This window comes from Nonomuraea sp. NPDC049624 (assembly GCF_040675255.1).
Classification (GTDB): Bacteria; Actinomycetota; Actinomycetes; order Streptosporangiales; family Streptosporangiaceae; genus Nonomuraea.
On sequence record NZ_JBFAOR010000001.1, the window covers coordinates 833,513 to 849,348 of the forward strand.

Consider the following 15,836-nt stretch of genomic DNA (forward strand, 5'->3'; position numbering starts at 1 on the left):
CGGCGCACGCCCGCAATGGTACGGGTTCAGTGCCGCGGCGCGACCGCCTCGCGTGTTCCCCGCGGTCGGGGCGTACGCAGGTCGACGGTCTTGCCGGTGAGGAGATTCAGCAGGTCGAGCGCACGAAGACAGAGCGCGGTGTGCCGTTCGCCGGTGGCGGTGAAGACCGCCATGTCGTCGGCGACGAGCCGGTCGTCGATGAGCACCGGCAGCGTCTCCGGCAGCAGCAGCGGGCAGACGAGCCCGTCGGTGTAGTCGGTGGCCGAGTTGACCAGGAAGGCCGGCGCCGGCCGCACCTGGCGGGCGCCCAGCAGGCCCCCGACGACGCCGGGCTGGGGCGGGGTCGCCGCGGTGGCGACGACGGCGACGACGACCTCGCTGCCGATCCTGGTGGCGACGTCGAACACGGTGACCACGACGCACCGCCCGGGCTCTGCGGAGACCGTCTCCGGCAGTTCCTCCGCGCAAGTCATGGGGCGCGGAAGGCGTACGATCTCATGATGGACCTGGTGTGCGAGGAGCCAGCGGTGGATCGCGAGGGCGTCCTTCATGAAGTCCTCCTCCGTCTCGCCCTGTTCCATGGCCCCCGACGGTCCCCAGACCGAAGGTAACCCGGACCTGATGTGGCTCGGGGGATATGTTCCGGAATCGAAGGACCGACAGGGTTTGTCCGACTCAACAATGACCGAAAGCCAGCAGCGGGCGATGCACGACCTGTTCCGCAAGATCGCACCGGTGGCCGACGAGCTCGGCCGCCTGTTCGCCGACCACGGCCACGAGCTGGCCCTCGTCGGCGGCCCCGTGCGCGACATCCTGCTGGGCCGCGTCGGCAACGACCTCGACCTGACCACCGACGCCAACCCCCACAGGGTGCTCGACGTCGTCCGGGACTGGGCCGACTCCGTGTGGACGATCGGCATCGACTTCGGCACCGTCGGCCTGCGCAAGGGCAACTGGCTGATCGAGATCACCACGTACCGGAGCGAGTCCTACGACCCCAAGTCGCGCAAGCCCGAGGTCGCCTACGGCGAGACGCTGGAGGCCGACCTGGAGCGGCGCGACTTCGCGGTCAACGCGATGGCGGTGCGCCTGCCCGGACACGAGTTCGTCGACCCCTACGGCGGCCTCGACGACCTGCGCGCCAAGCGGCTGCGCACGCCCGGCACCCCCGAGCGCTCGTTCGCCGACGACCCGCTGCGCATGCTCCGGGCCGCCCGGTTCGCCTCCCAGCTCGGCTTCGGCGTCGACCGGGCCGCTCTGGCGGCGATGACCGCGATGGCCGAGCGCATCGAGATCGTCTCGGCCGAGCGCATCCGCGACGAGCTCGACAAGCTGATCTGCGGCGCCAACCCGCGCGAGGGCCTGCGCCTGCTGGTGGAGACGGGCCTGGCCGCCCACGTGCTGCCCGAGCTGCCCAAGCTGCGCCTGGAGATCGACGAGCACCACCGGCACAAAGACGTCTACGAGCACACGCTGACCGTCCTCGACCAGGCCATCGCCCAGGAGGAGGACGGCAAGCCCGACCGGATCCTGCGCTGGGCCTCGCTCATGCACGACATCGGCAAGCCCAAGACCCGGCGCCACGAGGCCGGCGGGCGGGTGTCGTTCCACCACCACGAGGTCGTCGGCGCGCAGATGACCAAGAAGCGCATGGCCGAGCTGAGGTTCCCCAAGGACGTCGTGGCCGACGTCTCCCACCTGGTCGAGCTCCACCTGCGCTTCCACGGGTACGGCACGGGGGAGTGGACCGACAGCGCCGTGCGCCGCTACGTGCGCGACGCCGGCCACCTGCTCGACCGCCTGCACAAGCTGACCAGGGCCGACTGCACCACCCGCAACAAGCGCAAGGCGGCGGCGCTGTCGCGCACCTACGACCAGCTCGAAGAGCGCATCGCCCGGCTCGCCGAGGAGGAGGAGCTGGCCAAGATCCGGCCCGAGCTCGACGGCAACGAGATCCAGGCCGTGCTCGGCGTGGGCCCCGGGCCCGTGGTGGGCCGGGCCTACAAGTTCCTGCTCGACCTCAGGCTGGACAAGGGCGTGCTCGGCAAGGAGGCGGCCACCCAGGCGCTGCTCGACTGGGCGAGGTCAAACGGCCTGGGAGCGTGACGCCGACGTCGTGACCATCCGGTAGGCCAGCGCCGCGAGGGGGTAGCCGACCGTGATGATCACGACGGCCGCGTACGACTTGCCATTGGGCGGCAGGATCGCCGCCGAGAGCGCGGCGGCCAGCACGTACATGCCGTTGAAGAGCATGTCGTAGAGCGAGAAGGCGCGGCCGAGATAGGCGTCCTCGACGTCGCGCTGGACGGTCGTGTCGGCGCAGATCTTGACGCTCTGCCCGGCCACGCCCAGCACGAAGCCGGCCACCGGCAGCCCCCACGTCTGGAACGGCAGGACGAGCGCGCCCGCCAGCACGCCGGCCGAGGACAGCGCGATGACCACCCAGGGGCCGATGCCGAACCGCTCGGTCGCGTACGGGGTGATGATCACCGCCAGGAAGTAGCCGAAGCCGGAGGCGGCCACCACCAGGCCGATCCCGCGCAGGGCGGCGTCGGGGTCGCCGTCGGTGAAGTAGTAGCGGTAGAGGATGATGCCGAGGGCGGTGGCCATGCCGTACAGGAAACGGTGGGCGGCCATCGCGCCCATGGTCGCCGCCGCTTCGCGGTGGCGCGCCAGGTGGCGGGCGCCGTCGACCAGGCCCACGACCACGTTGCGCAGGGCCTCGCGGGCCTGCGGCTGGTGAGGGTCGTAGGAGGGGCCGAGCAGCGCGCGGTCCATCGTGCGGGCGACCAGGGCGCTCAGCCCGAACATCACGCCGGACACCGCCAGCAGCAGGCCGATGCCCCGGTCGCCGTCGCCGAACACCTCGCGCAGCAGGAACCCGACGCCCGCGCCGACGAACGTGACCACGGTGCCGCAGGTCGGCGTCACCGCGTTGGCCGCCATCAGCCGGTCGGCCGGCACCACGTGCGGCAGCGAGGCGCCGAGCGCGGCCAGGAAGAACCGGTTGACCCCGAGCACGCCGAGCGCGGCCGCGTAGAAGACGGGATCGGGCGCGTCGGAGGCGACCAGCGCCGCCGCGACCAGCAGCAGCCCACCGCGCACGAACGGCGCTGTGACCAGGATCTGCCGCCGCGACCACCGGTCGATGAACACCCCGACGAACGGCCCGAGCACGCTGTACGGCAGGAACAGCACGGCCAGGCCGGCGGCCACCGCCAGGGCCGTCGTCTGCTTCTCGGGGCTGAAGAAGGCGAAGTTCGTGACGCCGAACTGGAAGATCCCGTCGGAGAACTGGGAGACCAGCCGCGTGCCGAACAGCCGTCGGAAGTCACGGCCTTGGAGGACGACGCGGAGATCGGCGACGAATGACACCCCGTCAGCCTAGCCGGGCGCACCGCGGCATAGGATGCGCCGAGGTGGCCGGGCGGGTTCCGAACGCGCATGACGATCTCGTACGCTTCATAGCGTGACGACCGAGGAACACGTTGTGCTGGTCGACCGCGAGGGGCGCGCGCTCGGCACCGCGCCCAAGACGTCGGTGCACGGCCGGGAGACCCCGCTCCATCTAGCCTTCTCCAGCTACGTCTTCGACCCGGAAGGCCGCGTGCTGCTCACCAGGCGGGCCAGCCACAAGATCACCTGGCCCGACGTCTGGACCAACAGCTGCTGCGGCCACCCGCTGCCGGGCGAGGCGCTCGGCAGCGCGGTCATCCGCAGGCTCTCCTACGAGCTGGGCCTGCACGCCGGGAGCGCCGATCTCATGCTGCCCGGCTTCTCCTACCGCGCCGTCATGGGCAACGGCATCGTCGAGCACGAGCTGTGCCCGGTCTACCGCGTCACGGTCGACGCCCCGGTGGCGCCCAACCCCGACGAGGTGGGCGAGGTGCGCTGGATGCCGTGGAAGGAGTTCGCCGAAGGCGTGCGCAGCGGTCTGCTGGCGATCTCACCGTGGTGCAGGGAACAGGTGCCGCTGCTCAGCGAGCTGGGCGCCGACCCGATGAGCTGGTCTCCCGCCTCCGACGACGAACTGCCCCCCGCCGCGCGCGGCTGAAGCCGCGGCCGCGAGGGGCCCACAGGTCAGCGCTCGACCTCGCCCCTGATGAACTTCTCGACGTACTCGCGGGCCTCGTCGTCGGAGTACTGCTCCGGCGGCGACTTCATGAAGTACGACGACGCCGACAGGATCGGGCCGCCGATGCCCCGGTCAAGAGCGATCTTGGCCGCGCGCACGGCGTCGATGATGATGCCGGCCGAGTTGGGGGAGTCCCAGACCTCCAGCTTGTACTCCAGGTTCAGCGGGGTGTCGCCGAACGAGCGGCCCTCCAGGCGCACGTACGCCCACTTGCGGTCGTCGAGCCACGGCACGTGGTCCGACGGGCCGATGTGCACGTCGGCCTTGCCCATCTCGTGCGGGATCTGCGAGGTGACCGACTGCGTCTTGGAGATCTTCTTCGACTGGAGCCGGCTGCGCTCCAGCATGTTCATGAAGTCCATGTTGCCGCCGAAGTTGAGCTGGTACGTGCGCAGCAGCTCGACGCCGCGGTCCTCGAACAGCTTGGCCAGCACGCGGTGCGTGATGGTGGCGCCGACCTGCGACTTGATGTCGTCGCCGACGATCGGCACGCCGGCCTCGGTGAACTTCTCGGCCCACTCGGGGTCGGAGGCGATGAAGACCGGCAGCGCGTTGACGAACGCCACCTTGGCGTCGATGGCGCACTGCGCGTAGAAACGGTCGGCCTCCTCCGAGCCCACCGGCAGGTACGACACCAGCACGTCGACCTGGTTGTCGCGGAGCACCTTGACCACGTCGACGGGTTCCTCGTCGGACTCCTCGATGATCTCGCGGTAGAACTCGCCCAGACCGTCGAAGGTGTGGCCGCGCAGCACGGTCACCCCCGTCGGCGGCACATCGGTGATCTTCACGGTGTTGTTCTCGCTGGCGACGATCGCCTCGGACAGGTCGCGGCCGACCTTCTTGGCGTCCACGTCGAAGGCGGCGACGAACTCGACGTCACCCACGTGGTAGTCACCGAACTTCACGTGCATCAGGCCCGGCACTCGCGCGGCCGGGTCCGCATCCTTGTAGTAGTGGACGCCCTGGACCAGCGAAGACGCGCAGTTGCCGACACCGACAATGGCCACGCGAACCGAACCCATCGCACTCGCTCCCTTACTCATCAGTTGACGTGGTATCTCTCTCGGGCCCTTCCGAGGCCCGCCGCTCCGTGGCGATCAGCTCGTTCAGCCAACGCACCTCGCGTTCGACCGACTCGAGCCCATGGCGCTGCAGCTCCAGCGTGTAGCTGTCGAGCCGCTCCCTGGTACGGGCCAGCGCCGTGCGCACGCTGTCGAGGCGCTCCTCCAGGCGGCTGCGGCGGCCTTCGAGGATGCGCAGGCGCACCTCGGCCTCCGTGTGCCTGAAGAAGGCGAAGTGCACACCGAAGCTCTCGTCCTCCCAGGCTGACGGGCCGGCCTGGGTCAGCAGCTCCTGGAGGCGTTCCTTGCCCTCCGCGGTGAGCTTGTAGACGATTTTCGACCGGCCGCCGACGATCGTGGCGGGAGCGGGCTGCTCCTCCACGATGAGGCCCTGGGCCAGAAGTGATCGCAGACAGGGGTACAGCGATCCATAGGAGAACGCACGGAACATGCCCAGCAGGGCGTTGAGCCGTTTGCGCAGCTCATAGCCGTGCAGCGGCTGTTCGTGCAGCGACCCGAGCACGGCTAGCTCCAGAACTCTGCCTTGTCCGCTAGCCACTGGAACCGCCCCCTCTCGCGTCGATGTATCGAGTCGATACATCCAGAGGATACGTCGATTCGCTATAAGGCCGCAATCAAAGGATTTGCCAAGCCGTTGGGATGAATCGGTAAAACGCCGTAGTCTGGCGCTCATGTGGTCACAGCGGAGGGTGGTGGACTACGGCCTCGCCAAGCGGGCAGCGGTCCGTTCCCTGGAGGTGGGCCGTGCCTCGCGCGGGGACCTCTGTGACGCACAGCCGTACCTCCTTCGCGCGGCCCGCGTGTTCGGCGAGCCGACCGAACGTCTCTGCCCGGTGTGCGAGAGGGAGAACGTCACCAACGTGACCTATGTCTTCGGCGATTCGCTGGGGCGGCATGCCGGTCAGGCAAAGGCCACGTCAGAGCTTGTCGAAATGGCCCATGATTACGATGAGTTCCGGGTGTACGTCGTCGAGGTCTGCCAAGGTTGTTCCTGGAACCACCTGACGGTCTCGTTCGTCCTCGGCAACGGACCGCCAGACCTCGTCGGCCAACCGTGAACACCGAGGGCGGCGAGTCACCTCACGCCCATACGCCGTTTTTATCCGACGACGATGCGAGGACGTGTGAGTAACAGCATGAATGAGGGGACGGCCCGCCCGGGAAGGCGCCGTCGCTCCAACTCATCCCGTTCTGTGCCCCCAGGTTCTCCTCCCCAAACCGGCGATTCCGATTGGGGTGCTTCGCAGCAGCAGCGTCGTCCTGAAGCCGCTTATGAGCAGACGGGCGCGATGTCCGCGCAGCCGTACGGCGACCCCGCCTCCGGGCCGCAGCCCCAGCGCGGGGCGCCCCAGGGGCGCGAGGAGCCGGCGCCGCGCGGCCGCTCCCGGGCCCGGCAGGACACGCGTTCGCTGAGCAACCAGGAGACGATGGTCAGCGACGCGCCGCCCAGGCGTTCGCGCAGGGCGAGCGGGCAGGGCGAGCCGCCCGAGCCGCCGGGCCCGCCCGGCCGGCCCGACGGGAAGCGCGGCGGCTGGCGCCGGTTCGTGCCGAGCTGGAAGATCGTCGTGGCCAGCGTCGTCGTGCTGGCGGCCGGCATCTTCGGCATGATCATGGTCGCGTACAACCTCACGCCGGTGCCCGAGGGCACGCAGGCGTCGGCGGTGGCGCAGCAGAGCACGCTCTACTACCGCAACGGCAAGGTCCTGGCCAAGCTCGGCGTGCCCCGGCAGACCGTCACCATCGACAAGATGGCCCAGACCGTCAAGGACGCCACGGTCGCCATCGAGAACAAGACGTTCTACGAGGACTCCGGCGTCTCCATCTCGGGCATGGCCCGTTCGGTGTGGATGACCGCCACCGGCCAGCAGCTCCAGGGTGCCTCGACCATCACCCAGCAGATGGCCCGCGGCTACTACGACGGCCTCAGCCAGGAGGTCTCCGTCAAGCGCAAGCTCAAGGAGATCTTCGTCGCGGTCAAGCTCAACCAGTCGCTGAGCAAGGAAGAGATCCTCGCCCGCTACCTCAACACCGTGAACTTCGGCCTCGCCTACGGCGTCGAGGCCGCCTCGCAGGCGTACTTCGGCAAGAACGTGCACGCCAAGGACCTGACCCCCGAGCAGGGCGCCTACCTGGCCGCCCGCATCCAGCGCCCGAGCTGGGGCCCCGACGACCCCGGCCTGCGCGAACGGTGGAGCACCACCATCAAGTACATGGCCGAGCAGTGGCCCGACAAGTACGGCGACCTGCCGGCGAAGGCCAAGTTCCCCAAGGTCTACAAGGGCGACACCAAAGAGGTCTACGCGGGCCTGCGCGGCTACATGATCACGCAGGTGCTGGAGGAGCTGAAGCAGCGCAAGCTCACCCCTGACATGGTCAGGAGCGGCGGCTACCAGATCACCTCGACCTTCGACGAGAAGCTCATGAAGGCCGCCAAGACGGCGGTGGAGACCGAGCTGGCGACCAGGTCGAAGGAGTACCACGCCGGGCTGGCGGCCGTCGATCCGCGGAACGGCCGCGTCCTGGCCTTCTACGGCGGCTCGAACTTCCTCACCGACCCGTTCAACGAGCCCTTCGACGCCAACAAGCAGGCCGCGTCGGCGTTCAAGCCGTACGTGCTGGCGGCCTGGCTGCAGGCCGGTTACTCGCTCAAGAGCTACGTGCCGGGCAACCAGACCGTGCCGAAGGTCATCCCCGGCCAGCAGAACGGCGGTTTCCGCAACAGCCACAACGTCGGCCAGGCCGTCGACGTGGTGAAGGCCACGGCCCAGTCCGTCAACACCGCGTACGTGTCGATGGCGTACAAGCTGCCCAGGAAGCTCGACGAGGTGAAGGAGCTCGTGGAGAACGCCGGGTTCGACAAGGGGCGCATGGACCAGGACGTCAAGGAGCACCAGTTCCAGTTCGCCATCGGCAGCGCCCTGGTGAAGCCGGTCGAGCAGGCCGCCGGATACTCGATCTTCGCCAACGGCGGCAAGTACACCAAGTACCACGTGGTCCAGGACGTCAAGCTCAACGGCCAGGTCGTCTACCCCGAGCAGCGGACCTCGACCAGGGTCATCGACGCGGAGGTGGCCGCCGACGCGACGACCGCCATGCAGGAGGTGCTGAGGAGCGGCACCGCCGCCGGCCAGGGCCTCGGCAACCGGCCCGCGGCCGGCAAGACCGGCACCAACAACGACGAGAAGGAAGCCTGGTTCGTCGGTTACACCCCGCAGATCTCCACGGCCGTCGGGTTCTACCGCGAGCAGTGCGTGACCAAGAAGGGCACGGTCGTCCAGCCCCGTCACTCGAACTGTCCCGTGACCCCTGACGAGAAGAAGCCGAGCAAGAAGTACGGCCCGAACAACCCGTACACCAGGGCCAAGGAGGTCTCGCTCGGCTTCGAGGGCGCCGGCCCGCCCACCGCGACCTGGCGGCGGTTCATGCTCGCCGCCCACGAGGGCAAGCCGATCGAGCAGTTCCCGCAGAAGGCCGACATCGGCCTGCCGGAGAACATCGTGGAGCGCCCGGTGCCGACGCCGACGCCGACCGCCACGAACCCGTTCGACGACGGCGCGGACAACCCCTTCGACGACGGCGGCGACCAGAACTGCCTGGCCGCGCCGTGCAACGACGACAGCGGCGACGTCACCGACGACTCGCAGGACACCGGCATCCCCGAGGCCGACGACCACGGCATCCTGAGCGGCGGCGGAGGCGGCCGGGCGCCCGACTCCCGGCCGACGGGCAGCTCGCAGATGAGCGCCCGGCACGAGGAGTGGTGACCACGACCGAGGCACGCGTCCCGCTGGCGGCGCGTGCCGTGCCGTACCTGCCCCTGGGGCTGATCGCCGCCCTGGGGGCCGTCCTCGGCTACGTCGTGCGGCTGCCGTGCCGCACCGGCGGGTGGAACGACCAGGTCCAGACGTACACGAACTTCTGTTACACCGACATCTACCCGCTGTACTTCGACCGGCAGCTCGCGACCCAGAACCCGTACTTCGCCGACGTGCCGTTCGACAAGCAGGTCGAGTACCCCGTGGTGCTCGGCGAGGTGATGCAGGCCATCGCCTGGATCTCGCGGAAGCTGGAGCTCGACCAGGTCGCGCAGGCCGTCCGGTTCTACGACCTCACGGTCCTGCTGCTCGGCGTCTGCCTGGTGGCCGGCGTCCTGCTGATGGCGGCGGTGGCCGGGCCCACCCGCCGGTGGGACGCGCTGTGGTACGCGATCTCGCCGGCCGTGATCCTGGCCGCGTACATCAACTGGGACCTGGTCGCCGGCGCGCTGTCGATGGGCATGCTGCTGGCCTGGGCGCGCAGGCGGCAGGTGCTCGCGGGCGTGCTGCTCGGGCTGGCGATCGCGACCAAGTTCTACCCGCTGATGTTCCTCGGCGCGCTGTTCCTGCTCACGCTGCGGACCGCGCGCTGGCGGCCGTTCCTGGTGACGGTGGGGTCGGCCGCGGGGGCCTGGCTCGTGGTGAACGTGCCCTTCATGGTCTTCGCCTGGGACGGCTGGCGCCGGTTCTACGTCTTCTCCCAGGAACGCGGGATCGACTGGGGCTCGCCCTGGCTGTTCTTCCAGCGCAAGGGCTGGGGGATCCTCGGCGAGGCCGACGTCAGCACGCTCGGCATGGTGACGCTGGCCGCGCTGTGCCTGGGCATCGCCGTGCTCGCGCTCACCGCGCCGCGCCGGCCCCGGCTGGCGCAGCTGTGCTTCCTCGCCCTGGCCGCGTTCATGATGACGAACAAGGTGTGGTCGCCGCAGTTCGTGTTGTGGCTGGTGCCGTTCGCGGTGCTGGCCAGGCCCAGGTGGAAGCCGCTGGCGTTGTGGCAGCTCGCCGAGGTCTGGTACTTCGCGGCGATCTGGCTCTACCTGCTCGCCCAGCCCCCGCTCAGCAGGGACGACCTGGGCATCGGGGACAACACGTACTTCACCGCCGTCTGGGGACGGGTCATCACCATCGGCATCATGATGGCGTTCGTCGTCCGTGACATCCTGCGTCCGGACCGGGACGTGGTGCGCCAGGACGGCATCGACGACCAGGCGGGCGGGGTGTTCGACGACGCCCCCGACCGGTTCGTGCTGAAGACAAGATGATCACCCGCTCGGCCGCTCGGGACGCGCTGCTGCTGTGGCTCGGATCGCGGGCCGGGCTTCTGCTGTCGACGCTGCTCGGCCTGACCCTGGCCGAGTACGCCGGCAAGTGGCGCCAATGGGACGCCGGCCTGTTCCTCACCATCGCCCAGTACGGGTACGACGGCGAGCCGGGCAAACCACGCGACGACGGCCTGCCCGCGTTCTTCCCCGGCCTGCCGGTCGTGCTGCGGGCGGTGCATCTCGTGGTGCCCGACTGGGCGATCTGCGGGCTGCTGATCTCGCTGGTCGCCGGGGCGGTGGCCATGGTCGCGCTGGCCCGGCTGGCCGAGTTCGAGGGCGCGACCGGCTGGATGGCGGTGCTGGCGCTGCTGCTGTTCCCGATGGCCGTGTTCCTGGCGGCGGGCTACAGCGAGTCGCTGTTCCTGGCCTTCGCGATCCCCGCCTGGCTGGCCGCCCGGCTCGGACGCTGGCCGCAGGCCGTCCTGCTGGCGGCGGGGGCGTCGTGCGTGCGGATCACCGGGCTGTTCCTGGCGGTCGCGCTGGCGGTGGAGTTCGTCAGGAGCAGGGAGTCGTGGCGGCGGGCCGGCTGGCTGGCGGTGCCGTTCCTTCCGCTGGCGGCGTACTCGTTCTACCACTACCGGCGCTCGGGCGACTGGCTGGCGTGGAAGCACGCGCAGGAGGCCGGCTGGGGACGCGACTTCGTCTGGCCCTGGGAGGCGTGGCGCACGACGTGGAACTCGGCCATGGGCACCGACGACTTCGCGGTGGCCTTCCGCATGGAGATCGCCGGGGCCGTGCTGGCGGTGGGCGTGCTGGTGTGGCTGCTGGCGCTGCGCAGGTGGAGCGAGGCCGTCTACTGCGGGTTGCAGGCGGCGGCGCTGATGACCTCGGCGTACTACCTGTCCATCCCGCGCTCGCTGCTGCTGTGGTTCCCGCTGTGGGTCCTGGTCGCCAAGGTCGCGACCAGGAAGCCGTGGGTGATCGTGCTGTACGCGGTGATCTGCGGGCCGCTCATGTACCTGAACGCGGCCCGCTTCCTCACGGGCGCCTGGGCGGGCTGAAATCTCTACCCGTTTCTTCGCCTCGGTAATCCAGGGAAGTTATCCACAGGCTGTGTGTTTTCGGCCGGGAGACGTTCAGAGGTTCTTGCGCAGGAACGCGATGTCGTCGGCCTGGCCCTCGCCCGGCGTCTCCACCACGACCGGCGCGCCCGCCGCCCGGCAGACCGCGAGGATCAGCTCCGGGTCGATCTTCCCCTGACCCAGGTTGGCGTGCCGGTCGGCGCCGGAGTCGAAGTCGTCGCGCGAGTCGTTGCAGTGGACGAGGTCGATGCGGCCGGTGATCGCCTTGACCCGCTCGACCAGGTCGACCAGCTCCTCGCCGCCCGCGTGCGCGTGACAGGTGTCGAGGCAGAAGCCCACGTCGAAGCCGTCGAGCGCGTCCCACAGACGGGCGATGCGCTCCAGCTTGCGGGCCATGGCGTTGCCGCCGCCCGCGGTGTTCTCGATGAGCACGGGGATCGGGCACTCCATGCGCTCGAACACCTTGCGCCAGTTGTCGAAGCCCACCTGCGGGTCGTCGCTCTTGTTGACGTGGCCGCCGTGCACGACCAGGCCCTTGGCGCCGATCCCCGCGGCCGCCTTGAGGTGCTGTTCGAGCAGCTTGCGGCTGGGGATCCTGATGCGGTTGTTCGTCGTGGCGACGTTGATCAGGTAGGGGGCGTGGATGTAGACGTCGACGCCCTCGACCGGCTTGTCCAGCAGCACCGGCTTGGCGTAGCCCTGCGGGTCGCCGAGGAAGAACTGCACGACCTCCGCCCCGACCCGTTCGGCGTGAGCGGCGGGATCGTCCTGGTCGACGTGAGCTCCGATACGCACCATGTCAAGGAGCTTATCCGTTTGGCGCAACGGCCTCCGGGAAGACGCCCGGCACCCCCTACCCCCGAGGAGAGCGCACATGACACGCTGGCGGCTGCGGGCGCTGATCTTATTGGTCTACGTGATCGTCGGAATCTACGTCGCCTGGCTCCACGACTACATCACCCCGGGTCTCCTCCGGGACGTCGCCGAGGCCCTGCTCGCGGTGTTCCTCTGGTTCCTGGTGCTGCTCGGCATCGACCTGCACATCGGCAGGTGAGTCACATATACCCGACGGCCCCGGCGTCACCGGGGCCGTCGGCCGGGTGCGGGGCCCGTCAAGGATGCGGCAGGAAGCCGCCGTGGGCGATGCCGAGCACGGCCCCCACGAACGAGGCCACCAGGCCCACGATGTTGACCGAGCGCTGCGGCGTGGTCACCGAGATGTACTGCGAGTAGAGCCCGGTCCCGAAACCGAGCGTGCCGATCCAGGACGAGATCACGTGGGCGGCGGGGAAGAACGCGGCGACGAACGCCACGAGCCCGCACACCAGTGTCGCGATCGCCAGGCCGTTCTCCACCGGGTGAGAGCGTCCGTCGGTGTTGAGCGTGAGCCTGAACCGCTCCCTTTCGGAGGGATGAAGCACATGTGGCACAGCCGCCACCCCCTTGGTTTCCTACAGGCCTTCCCACCTACTCGTGGCTGGTAACCTGGGCAGCGCTGCGTTGTGATGGGTGACCCATCGCCCCGGGGCGCCGAAATGGGGCGCCGCGGCCTGACGTCAGCGTCCTCCTGTCACGGCAGAGTGTCGTGACCGCAAAAGTCCAGAGGAGGTTGGAGTCCCGCATGCGTCGTTACGAAGTAATGGTCATTCTGGACCCTTCGCTCGATGAGCGCACTGTCGCGCCGTCCCTCGACCAGTTCCTCACCGTGGTCCGCAACGACGGCGGCACCGTGGAGAAGGTCGACGTCTGGGGCCGTCGCCGTCTCGCCTACGACATCGACAAGAAGTCGGAAGGCATCTACGCCGTCATCGACCTGTCCGCGGAGCCCGCGACGGTCAAGGAGCTCGACCGCCAGATGAACCTCAACGAGGGCATCCTGCGCACCAAGGTCCTGCGCCCGGACGTGCACTAGCCACAGGAAAGCCGCGAAGCGGGCCGTCCCCCCGGGAGGCGGCCCAACGAGCGGGTTTCTTGTTGACGACCACCGGCTTTTTGTCGGAGAGCACCCGTACTCTGAGCCGTAATCCAAGCGAAGGCGTGCAGGAAGGCGAGCGCTAGCCATGGCAGCAGGCGACACCGTAATCACCATCGTCGGCAACCTTGTCGACGACCCGGAGCTGCGCTTCACCCCGACGGGTCAAGCGGTGGCTCGATTCCGCATCGCGTCCACTCCGCGGTTCATGGATCGCCAGACCAACGAGTGGAAGGATGGCGAAAGCCTCTTCCTGACCTGCAACGTGTGGCGGCAGGCGGCGGAGAACGCCGCCGAGAGCCTCCAGCGCGGCATGCGGGTCATCGTGCAGGGGCGGCTCAAGCAACGGTCTTACGAGACCAAGGAAGGCGAGAAGCGCACGGTCTATGAGGTCGAGGTCGACGAGGTCGGCCCGTCCCTGCGCAACGCCACGGCCAAGGTCAACCGCACCACCCGCCAGGGTGGCGGCGGTGGCGGCGGCTTCGGCGGCGGTCCCGCCGACGACCCGTGGGCCTCTGCCTCGCCCGCCCCGCCCCAGGGCGGCGGCTACCAGGGCGGTGGCGGCGGCTTCGGCGGCGGCGGTGGCGGCAACCAGGGCGGCGGCTTCGGCGGCGGCAACGACTTCAGCGACGAACCGCCTTTCTAACACCTGTCCACAAGCCCGAGTCCATTCCCGCCCGAAAGGCGGGGCTCTGAGAGGAGCACCACGATGGCTAAGCCGGCACTGCGCAAGCCCAAGAAGAAGGTTTGCCTGTTCTGCCACGACAAGATCTCATACGTCGACTACAAGGACACGGCGCTGCTGCGGAAGTTCATCTCCGACCGCGGCAAGATCCGTGCGCGCCGGGTGACGGGCAACTGCACCCAGCACCAGCGCGACGTGGCGACCGCGATCAAGAACGCCCGTGAGGTGGCTCTGCTGCCTTACACGAGCACCGCGCGCTAAGGAGGTCTGTCGACATGAAGCTCATCCTCACCAACGAGGTCTCCGGCCTCGGCGCCCCTGGCGACGTCGTCGAGGTCAAGGACGGCTACGGCCGTAACTACCTCATCCCGCGCGGCTACGCCATGCGCTGGACGCGTGGCGCCGAGCGCCAGATCGAGACCATCAAGAAGGCTCGCGACGCTCGCGAGATCCGCGACCTCGGCACCGCCAAGGAGGTCGCCGGCCAGCTCGGCGCCCTGCGCGTGCGGCTGTCCACCCGCGCGGGCGAGTCGGGCCGGCTGTTCGGCTCGATCACCACGGGCGACATCGCCGACGCCGTCAAGGCGGCCGGCGGCCCGATCCTCGACCGCCGTCGCATCGAGATCCGCAACCCGATCAAGAGCGTCGGGTCGCACAAGATCACCGTCAAGCTCCACCCCGAGGTGTCGGCGTCCGTCGACGTCGACGTCGTGGCCGGCTGACGAACGCTGATCAAGCCCCTCTCCGCCAGGAGAGGGGCTTTTTCGTGTTCCGGGCGACCGGCTGCCACGGCGACGCGTTCCCCGGCGGGGCCGGCTGACCTGGTGACCTGCGCACTTAATCCCTATCGGGGCAGCGTAGAATGCCTGCGTTCTTTGTGTGTGTTTCCCCCTGGAGGCTCTGCCATGGCCCGTTCCACGATGCTGCTCGCGATCGGTGTGCTCGCGGTAGGGGCCGTCGCATGTGCCCCGGCCGACCAGCCGGCCGCCACGGCGACCGGTCCCGCCGCGACCGGCTCCACGGCGGCCGACGCCTGCGCCAAGGACCAGCTCAAGCTCGTCAACGGCGGCAAGCTGACGGTCGGCACCGACAAGCCGGCCTACGAGCCGTGGTTCAAGAACGACGACCCGAGCAACGGCCAGGGGTTCGAGAGCGCGGTGGCGTTCGCGGTGGCCGGTGAGCTCGGCTTCGACCGGACCGAGGTGGAGTGGAGCACGGTCAAGTTCGACTCCGCGTTCGCACCCGGGGCCAAGCAGTTCGACTTCGACGTCAACCAGGTCTCGATCAACCCCGACCGCGCCAAGGCCGTCGACTTCAGCAAGGGCTACTACACGGTCAAGCAGGCCGTCGTGGCGATCAAGGGCAGCAAGTTCGCCGAGGCCAAGAGCGTGGCCGAGCTCAAGGACGCCAAGTTCGGCGTCCAGGTGGGCACCACGTCGCTGGCCGGCGTGAAGGACGTCGTCAAGCCCTCCGCCGAGCCCAACGTCTACAACGACCAGGTCGACGCCGTGAACGCGCTGAAGAACAAGCAGGTGGACGCGATCGTCGTCGACCTGCCCACCGCGTTCTACGTGACGGCCGCCCAGGTGGAGAACTCCAAGATCGTCGGCCAGTTCAGCTCGACCGGCGGCACGCCGGAGGAGTTCGGGCTGGTCATGGAGAAGGGCAGCGCGCTCAAGCCCTGCGTCGACAAGGCCGTCGACTCGCTGAAGTCGAAGGGTGAGCTGGCGAAGATCGAGCAGGAATGGCTGGGCTCGGCGGCGGGCGCGCCCGAACTGTCGTGAGCCCGACCAGTAAGCC

At 69.0% G+C, this 15,836-nt stretch carries 18 protein-coding genes; 12 read left to right on the plus strand and 6 right to left on the minus strand.

Annotation, left to right across the window (positions count from 1 at the left end):
- Positions 1–26: 26 nt before the first annotated feature.
- The gene (locus AB0J76_RS04470; RefSeq protein ID WP_352322954.1) at positions 27–581 is read right to left on the minus strand and encodes a YbaK/EbsC family protein; all 555 of its coding nucleotides are present in this window, start codon (positions 579–581) and stop codon (positions 27–29) included.
- A 100-nt stretch (positions 582–681) separates the two neighbouring features.
- On the opposite strand from AB0J76_RS04470, the gene AB0J76_RS04475 reads away from it, so the two are divergent.
- On the plus strand, positions 682–2,106 hold the full coding sequence (locus tag AB0J76_RS04475; RefSeq protein ID WP_352322953.1) for a CCA tRNA nucleotidyltransferase: 1,425 nt from the start codon (positions 682–684) through the stop codon (positions 2,104–2,106).
- On the opposite strand, the gene AB0J76_RS04480 is transcribed toward AB0J76_RS04475, so the two are convergent.
- Positions 2,086–3,375, minus strand: a complete 1,290-nt coding sequence (locus AB0J76_RS04480; RefSeq protein ID WP_352322952.1) for an MFS transporter — start codon at positions 3,373–3,375, stop codon at positions 2,086–2,088. The genes AB0J76_RS04475 and AB0J76_RS04480 overlap by 21 nt on opposite strands.
- Positions 3,376–3,469: 94 nt before the next feature.
- Here AB0J76_RS04480 and idi point away from each other — a divergent pair, with 94 nt between their 5' ends.
- On the plus strand, positions 3,470–4,054 hold the full coding sequence (idi, locus tag AB0J76_RS04485; protein ID WP_352322951.1) for an isopentenyl-diphosphate Delta-isomerase: 585 nt from the start codon (positions 3,470–3,472) through the stop codon (positions 4,052–4,054).
- A gap of 26 nt (positions 4,055–4,080) precedes the next feature.
- On the opposite strand, the gene AB0J76_RS04490 is transcribed toward idi, so the two are convergent.
- Positions 4,081–5,160, minus strand: coding sequence for an inositol-3-phosphate synthase (locus AB0J76_RS04490; RefSeq protein ID WP_352322950.1), 1,080 nt, complete (start codon positions 5,158–5,160; stop codon positions 4,081–4,083).
- A gap of 13 nt (positions 5,161–5,173) precedes the next feature.
- The gene (locus AB0J76_RS04495; RefSeq protein ID WP_352322949.1) at positions 5,174–5,758 is read right to left on the minus strand and encodes a PadR family transcriptional regulator; all 585 of its coding nucleotides are present in this window, start codon (positions 5,756–5,758) and stop codon (positions 5,174–5,176) included.
- A 133-nt stretch (positions 5,759–5,891) separates the two neighbouring features.
- On the opposite strand from AB0J76_RS04495, the gene AB0J76_RS04500 reads away from it, so the two are divergent.
- The 4 genes from AB0J76_RS04500 (at position 5,892) to AB0J76_RS04515 (ending at position 11,358) form a co-directional block, all read left to right on the plus strand.
- A complete protein-coding gene (locus AB0J76_RS04500) occupies positions 5,892–6,278 on the plus strand; it encodes a DUF5318 family protein (protein ID WP_352322948.1) in 387 nt (128 codons plus the stop codon).
- Positions 6,279–6,509: 231 nt separating this feature from the next.
- A complete protein-coding gene (locus tag AB0J76_RS04505) occupies positions 6,510–8,984 on the plus strand; it encodes a transglycosylase domain-containing protein (protein WP_352322947.1) in 2,475 nt (824 codons plus the stop codon).
- Positions 8,981–10,297: a glycosyltransferase 87 family protein gene (locus AB0J76_RS04510; RefSeq protein WP_352322946.1), complete on the plus strand. Its 1,317-nt coding sequence runs from the start codon at positions 8,981–8,983 to the stop codon at positions 10,295–10,297. Before AB0J76_RS04505 ends, AB0J76_RS04510 begins: the two co-directional genes overlap by 4 nt.
- A complete protein-coding gene (locus AB0J76_RS04515; protein ID WP_352322945.1) occupies positions 10,294–11,358 on the plus strand; it encodes a mannosyltransferase family protein in 1,065 nt (354 codons plus the stop codon). Before AB0J76_RS04510 ends, AB0J76_RS04515 begins: the two co-directional genes overlap by 4 nt.
- A 75-nt stretch (positions 11,359–11,433) precedes the next feature.
- Here AB0J76_RS04515 and AB0J76_RS04520 read toward each other — a convergent pair whose 3' ends face one another.
- Positions 11,434–12,177, minus strand: coding sequence for a deoxyribonuclease IV (locus AB0J76_RS04520; protein WP_352322944.1), 744 nt, complete (start codon positions 12,175–12,177; stop codon positions 11,434–11,436).
- A gap of 76 nt (positions 12,178–12,253) precedes the next feature.
- Here AB0J76_RS04520 and AB0J76_RS04525 point away from each other — a divergent pair, with 76 nt between their 5' ends.
- Complete coding sequence (locus tag AB0J76_RS04525; RefSeq protein ID WP_352322943.1) at positions 12,254–12,433, plus strand: hypothetical protein; 180 nt, start codon at positions 12,254–12,256, stop codon at positions 12,431–12,433.
- A gap of 58 nt (positions 12,434–12,491) precedes the next feature.
- Here the strand turns inward: AB0J76_RS04525 and AB0J76_RS04530 are convergent, their stop codons facing one another.
- Positions 12,492–12,809: a hypothetical protein gene (locus AB0J76_RS04530; RefSeq protein ID WP_352322942.1), complete on the minus strand. Its 318-nt coding sequence runs from the start codon at positions 12,807–12,809 to the stop codon at positions 12,492–12,494.
- 191 nt (positions 12,810–13,000) lie between these two features.
- Between AB0J76_RS04530 and rpsF the strand changes: the two genes are divergently transcribed.
- The 5 genes from rpsF to AB0J76_RS04555 all read left to right on the plus strand — a co-directional run bounded on the left by rpsF (position 13,001) and on the right by AB0J76_RS04555 (position 15,820).
- The gene (gene rpsF / locus AB0J76_RS04535; RefSeq protein WP_026214314.1) at positions 13,001–13,291 is read left to right on the plus strand and encodes a 30S ribosomal protein S6; all 291 of its coding nucleotides are present in this window, start codon (positions 13,001–13,003) and stop codon (positions 13,289–13,291) included.
- Positions 13,292–13,439: 148 nt separating this feature from the next.
- Positions 13,440–13,997: a single-stranded DNA-binding protein gene (locus tag AB0J76_RS04540; RefSeq protein WP_352322941.1), complete on the plus strand. Its 558-nt coding sequence runs from the start codon at positions 13,440–13,442 to the stop codon at positions 13,995–13,997.
- 63 nt (positions 13,998–14,060) lie between these two features.
- Entirely contained in the window at positions 14,061–14,297 is a 237-nt protein-coding gene (gene rpsR / locus AB0J76_RS04545) for a 30S ribosomal protein S18 (protein WP_020543048.1), read from the plus strand.
- Between the two features lie 14 nt (positions 14,298–14,311).
- Positions 14,312–14,758, plus strand: coding sequence for a 50S ribosomal protein L9 (gene rplI, locus AB0J76_RS04550; protein ID WP_352322940.1), 447 nt, complete (start codon positions 14,312–14,314; stop codon positions 14,756–14,758).
- 183 nt (positions 14,759–14,941) lie between these two features.
- Positions 14,942–15,820 (plus strand): ABC transporter substrate-binding protein, encoded by an 879-nt coding sequence (locus AB0J76_RS04555; protein WP_352322939.1) that lies wholly within the window; start codon positions 14,942–14,944, stop codon positions 15,818–15,820.
- Positions 15,821–15,836 lie beyond the last annotated feature (16 nt).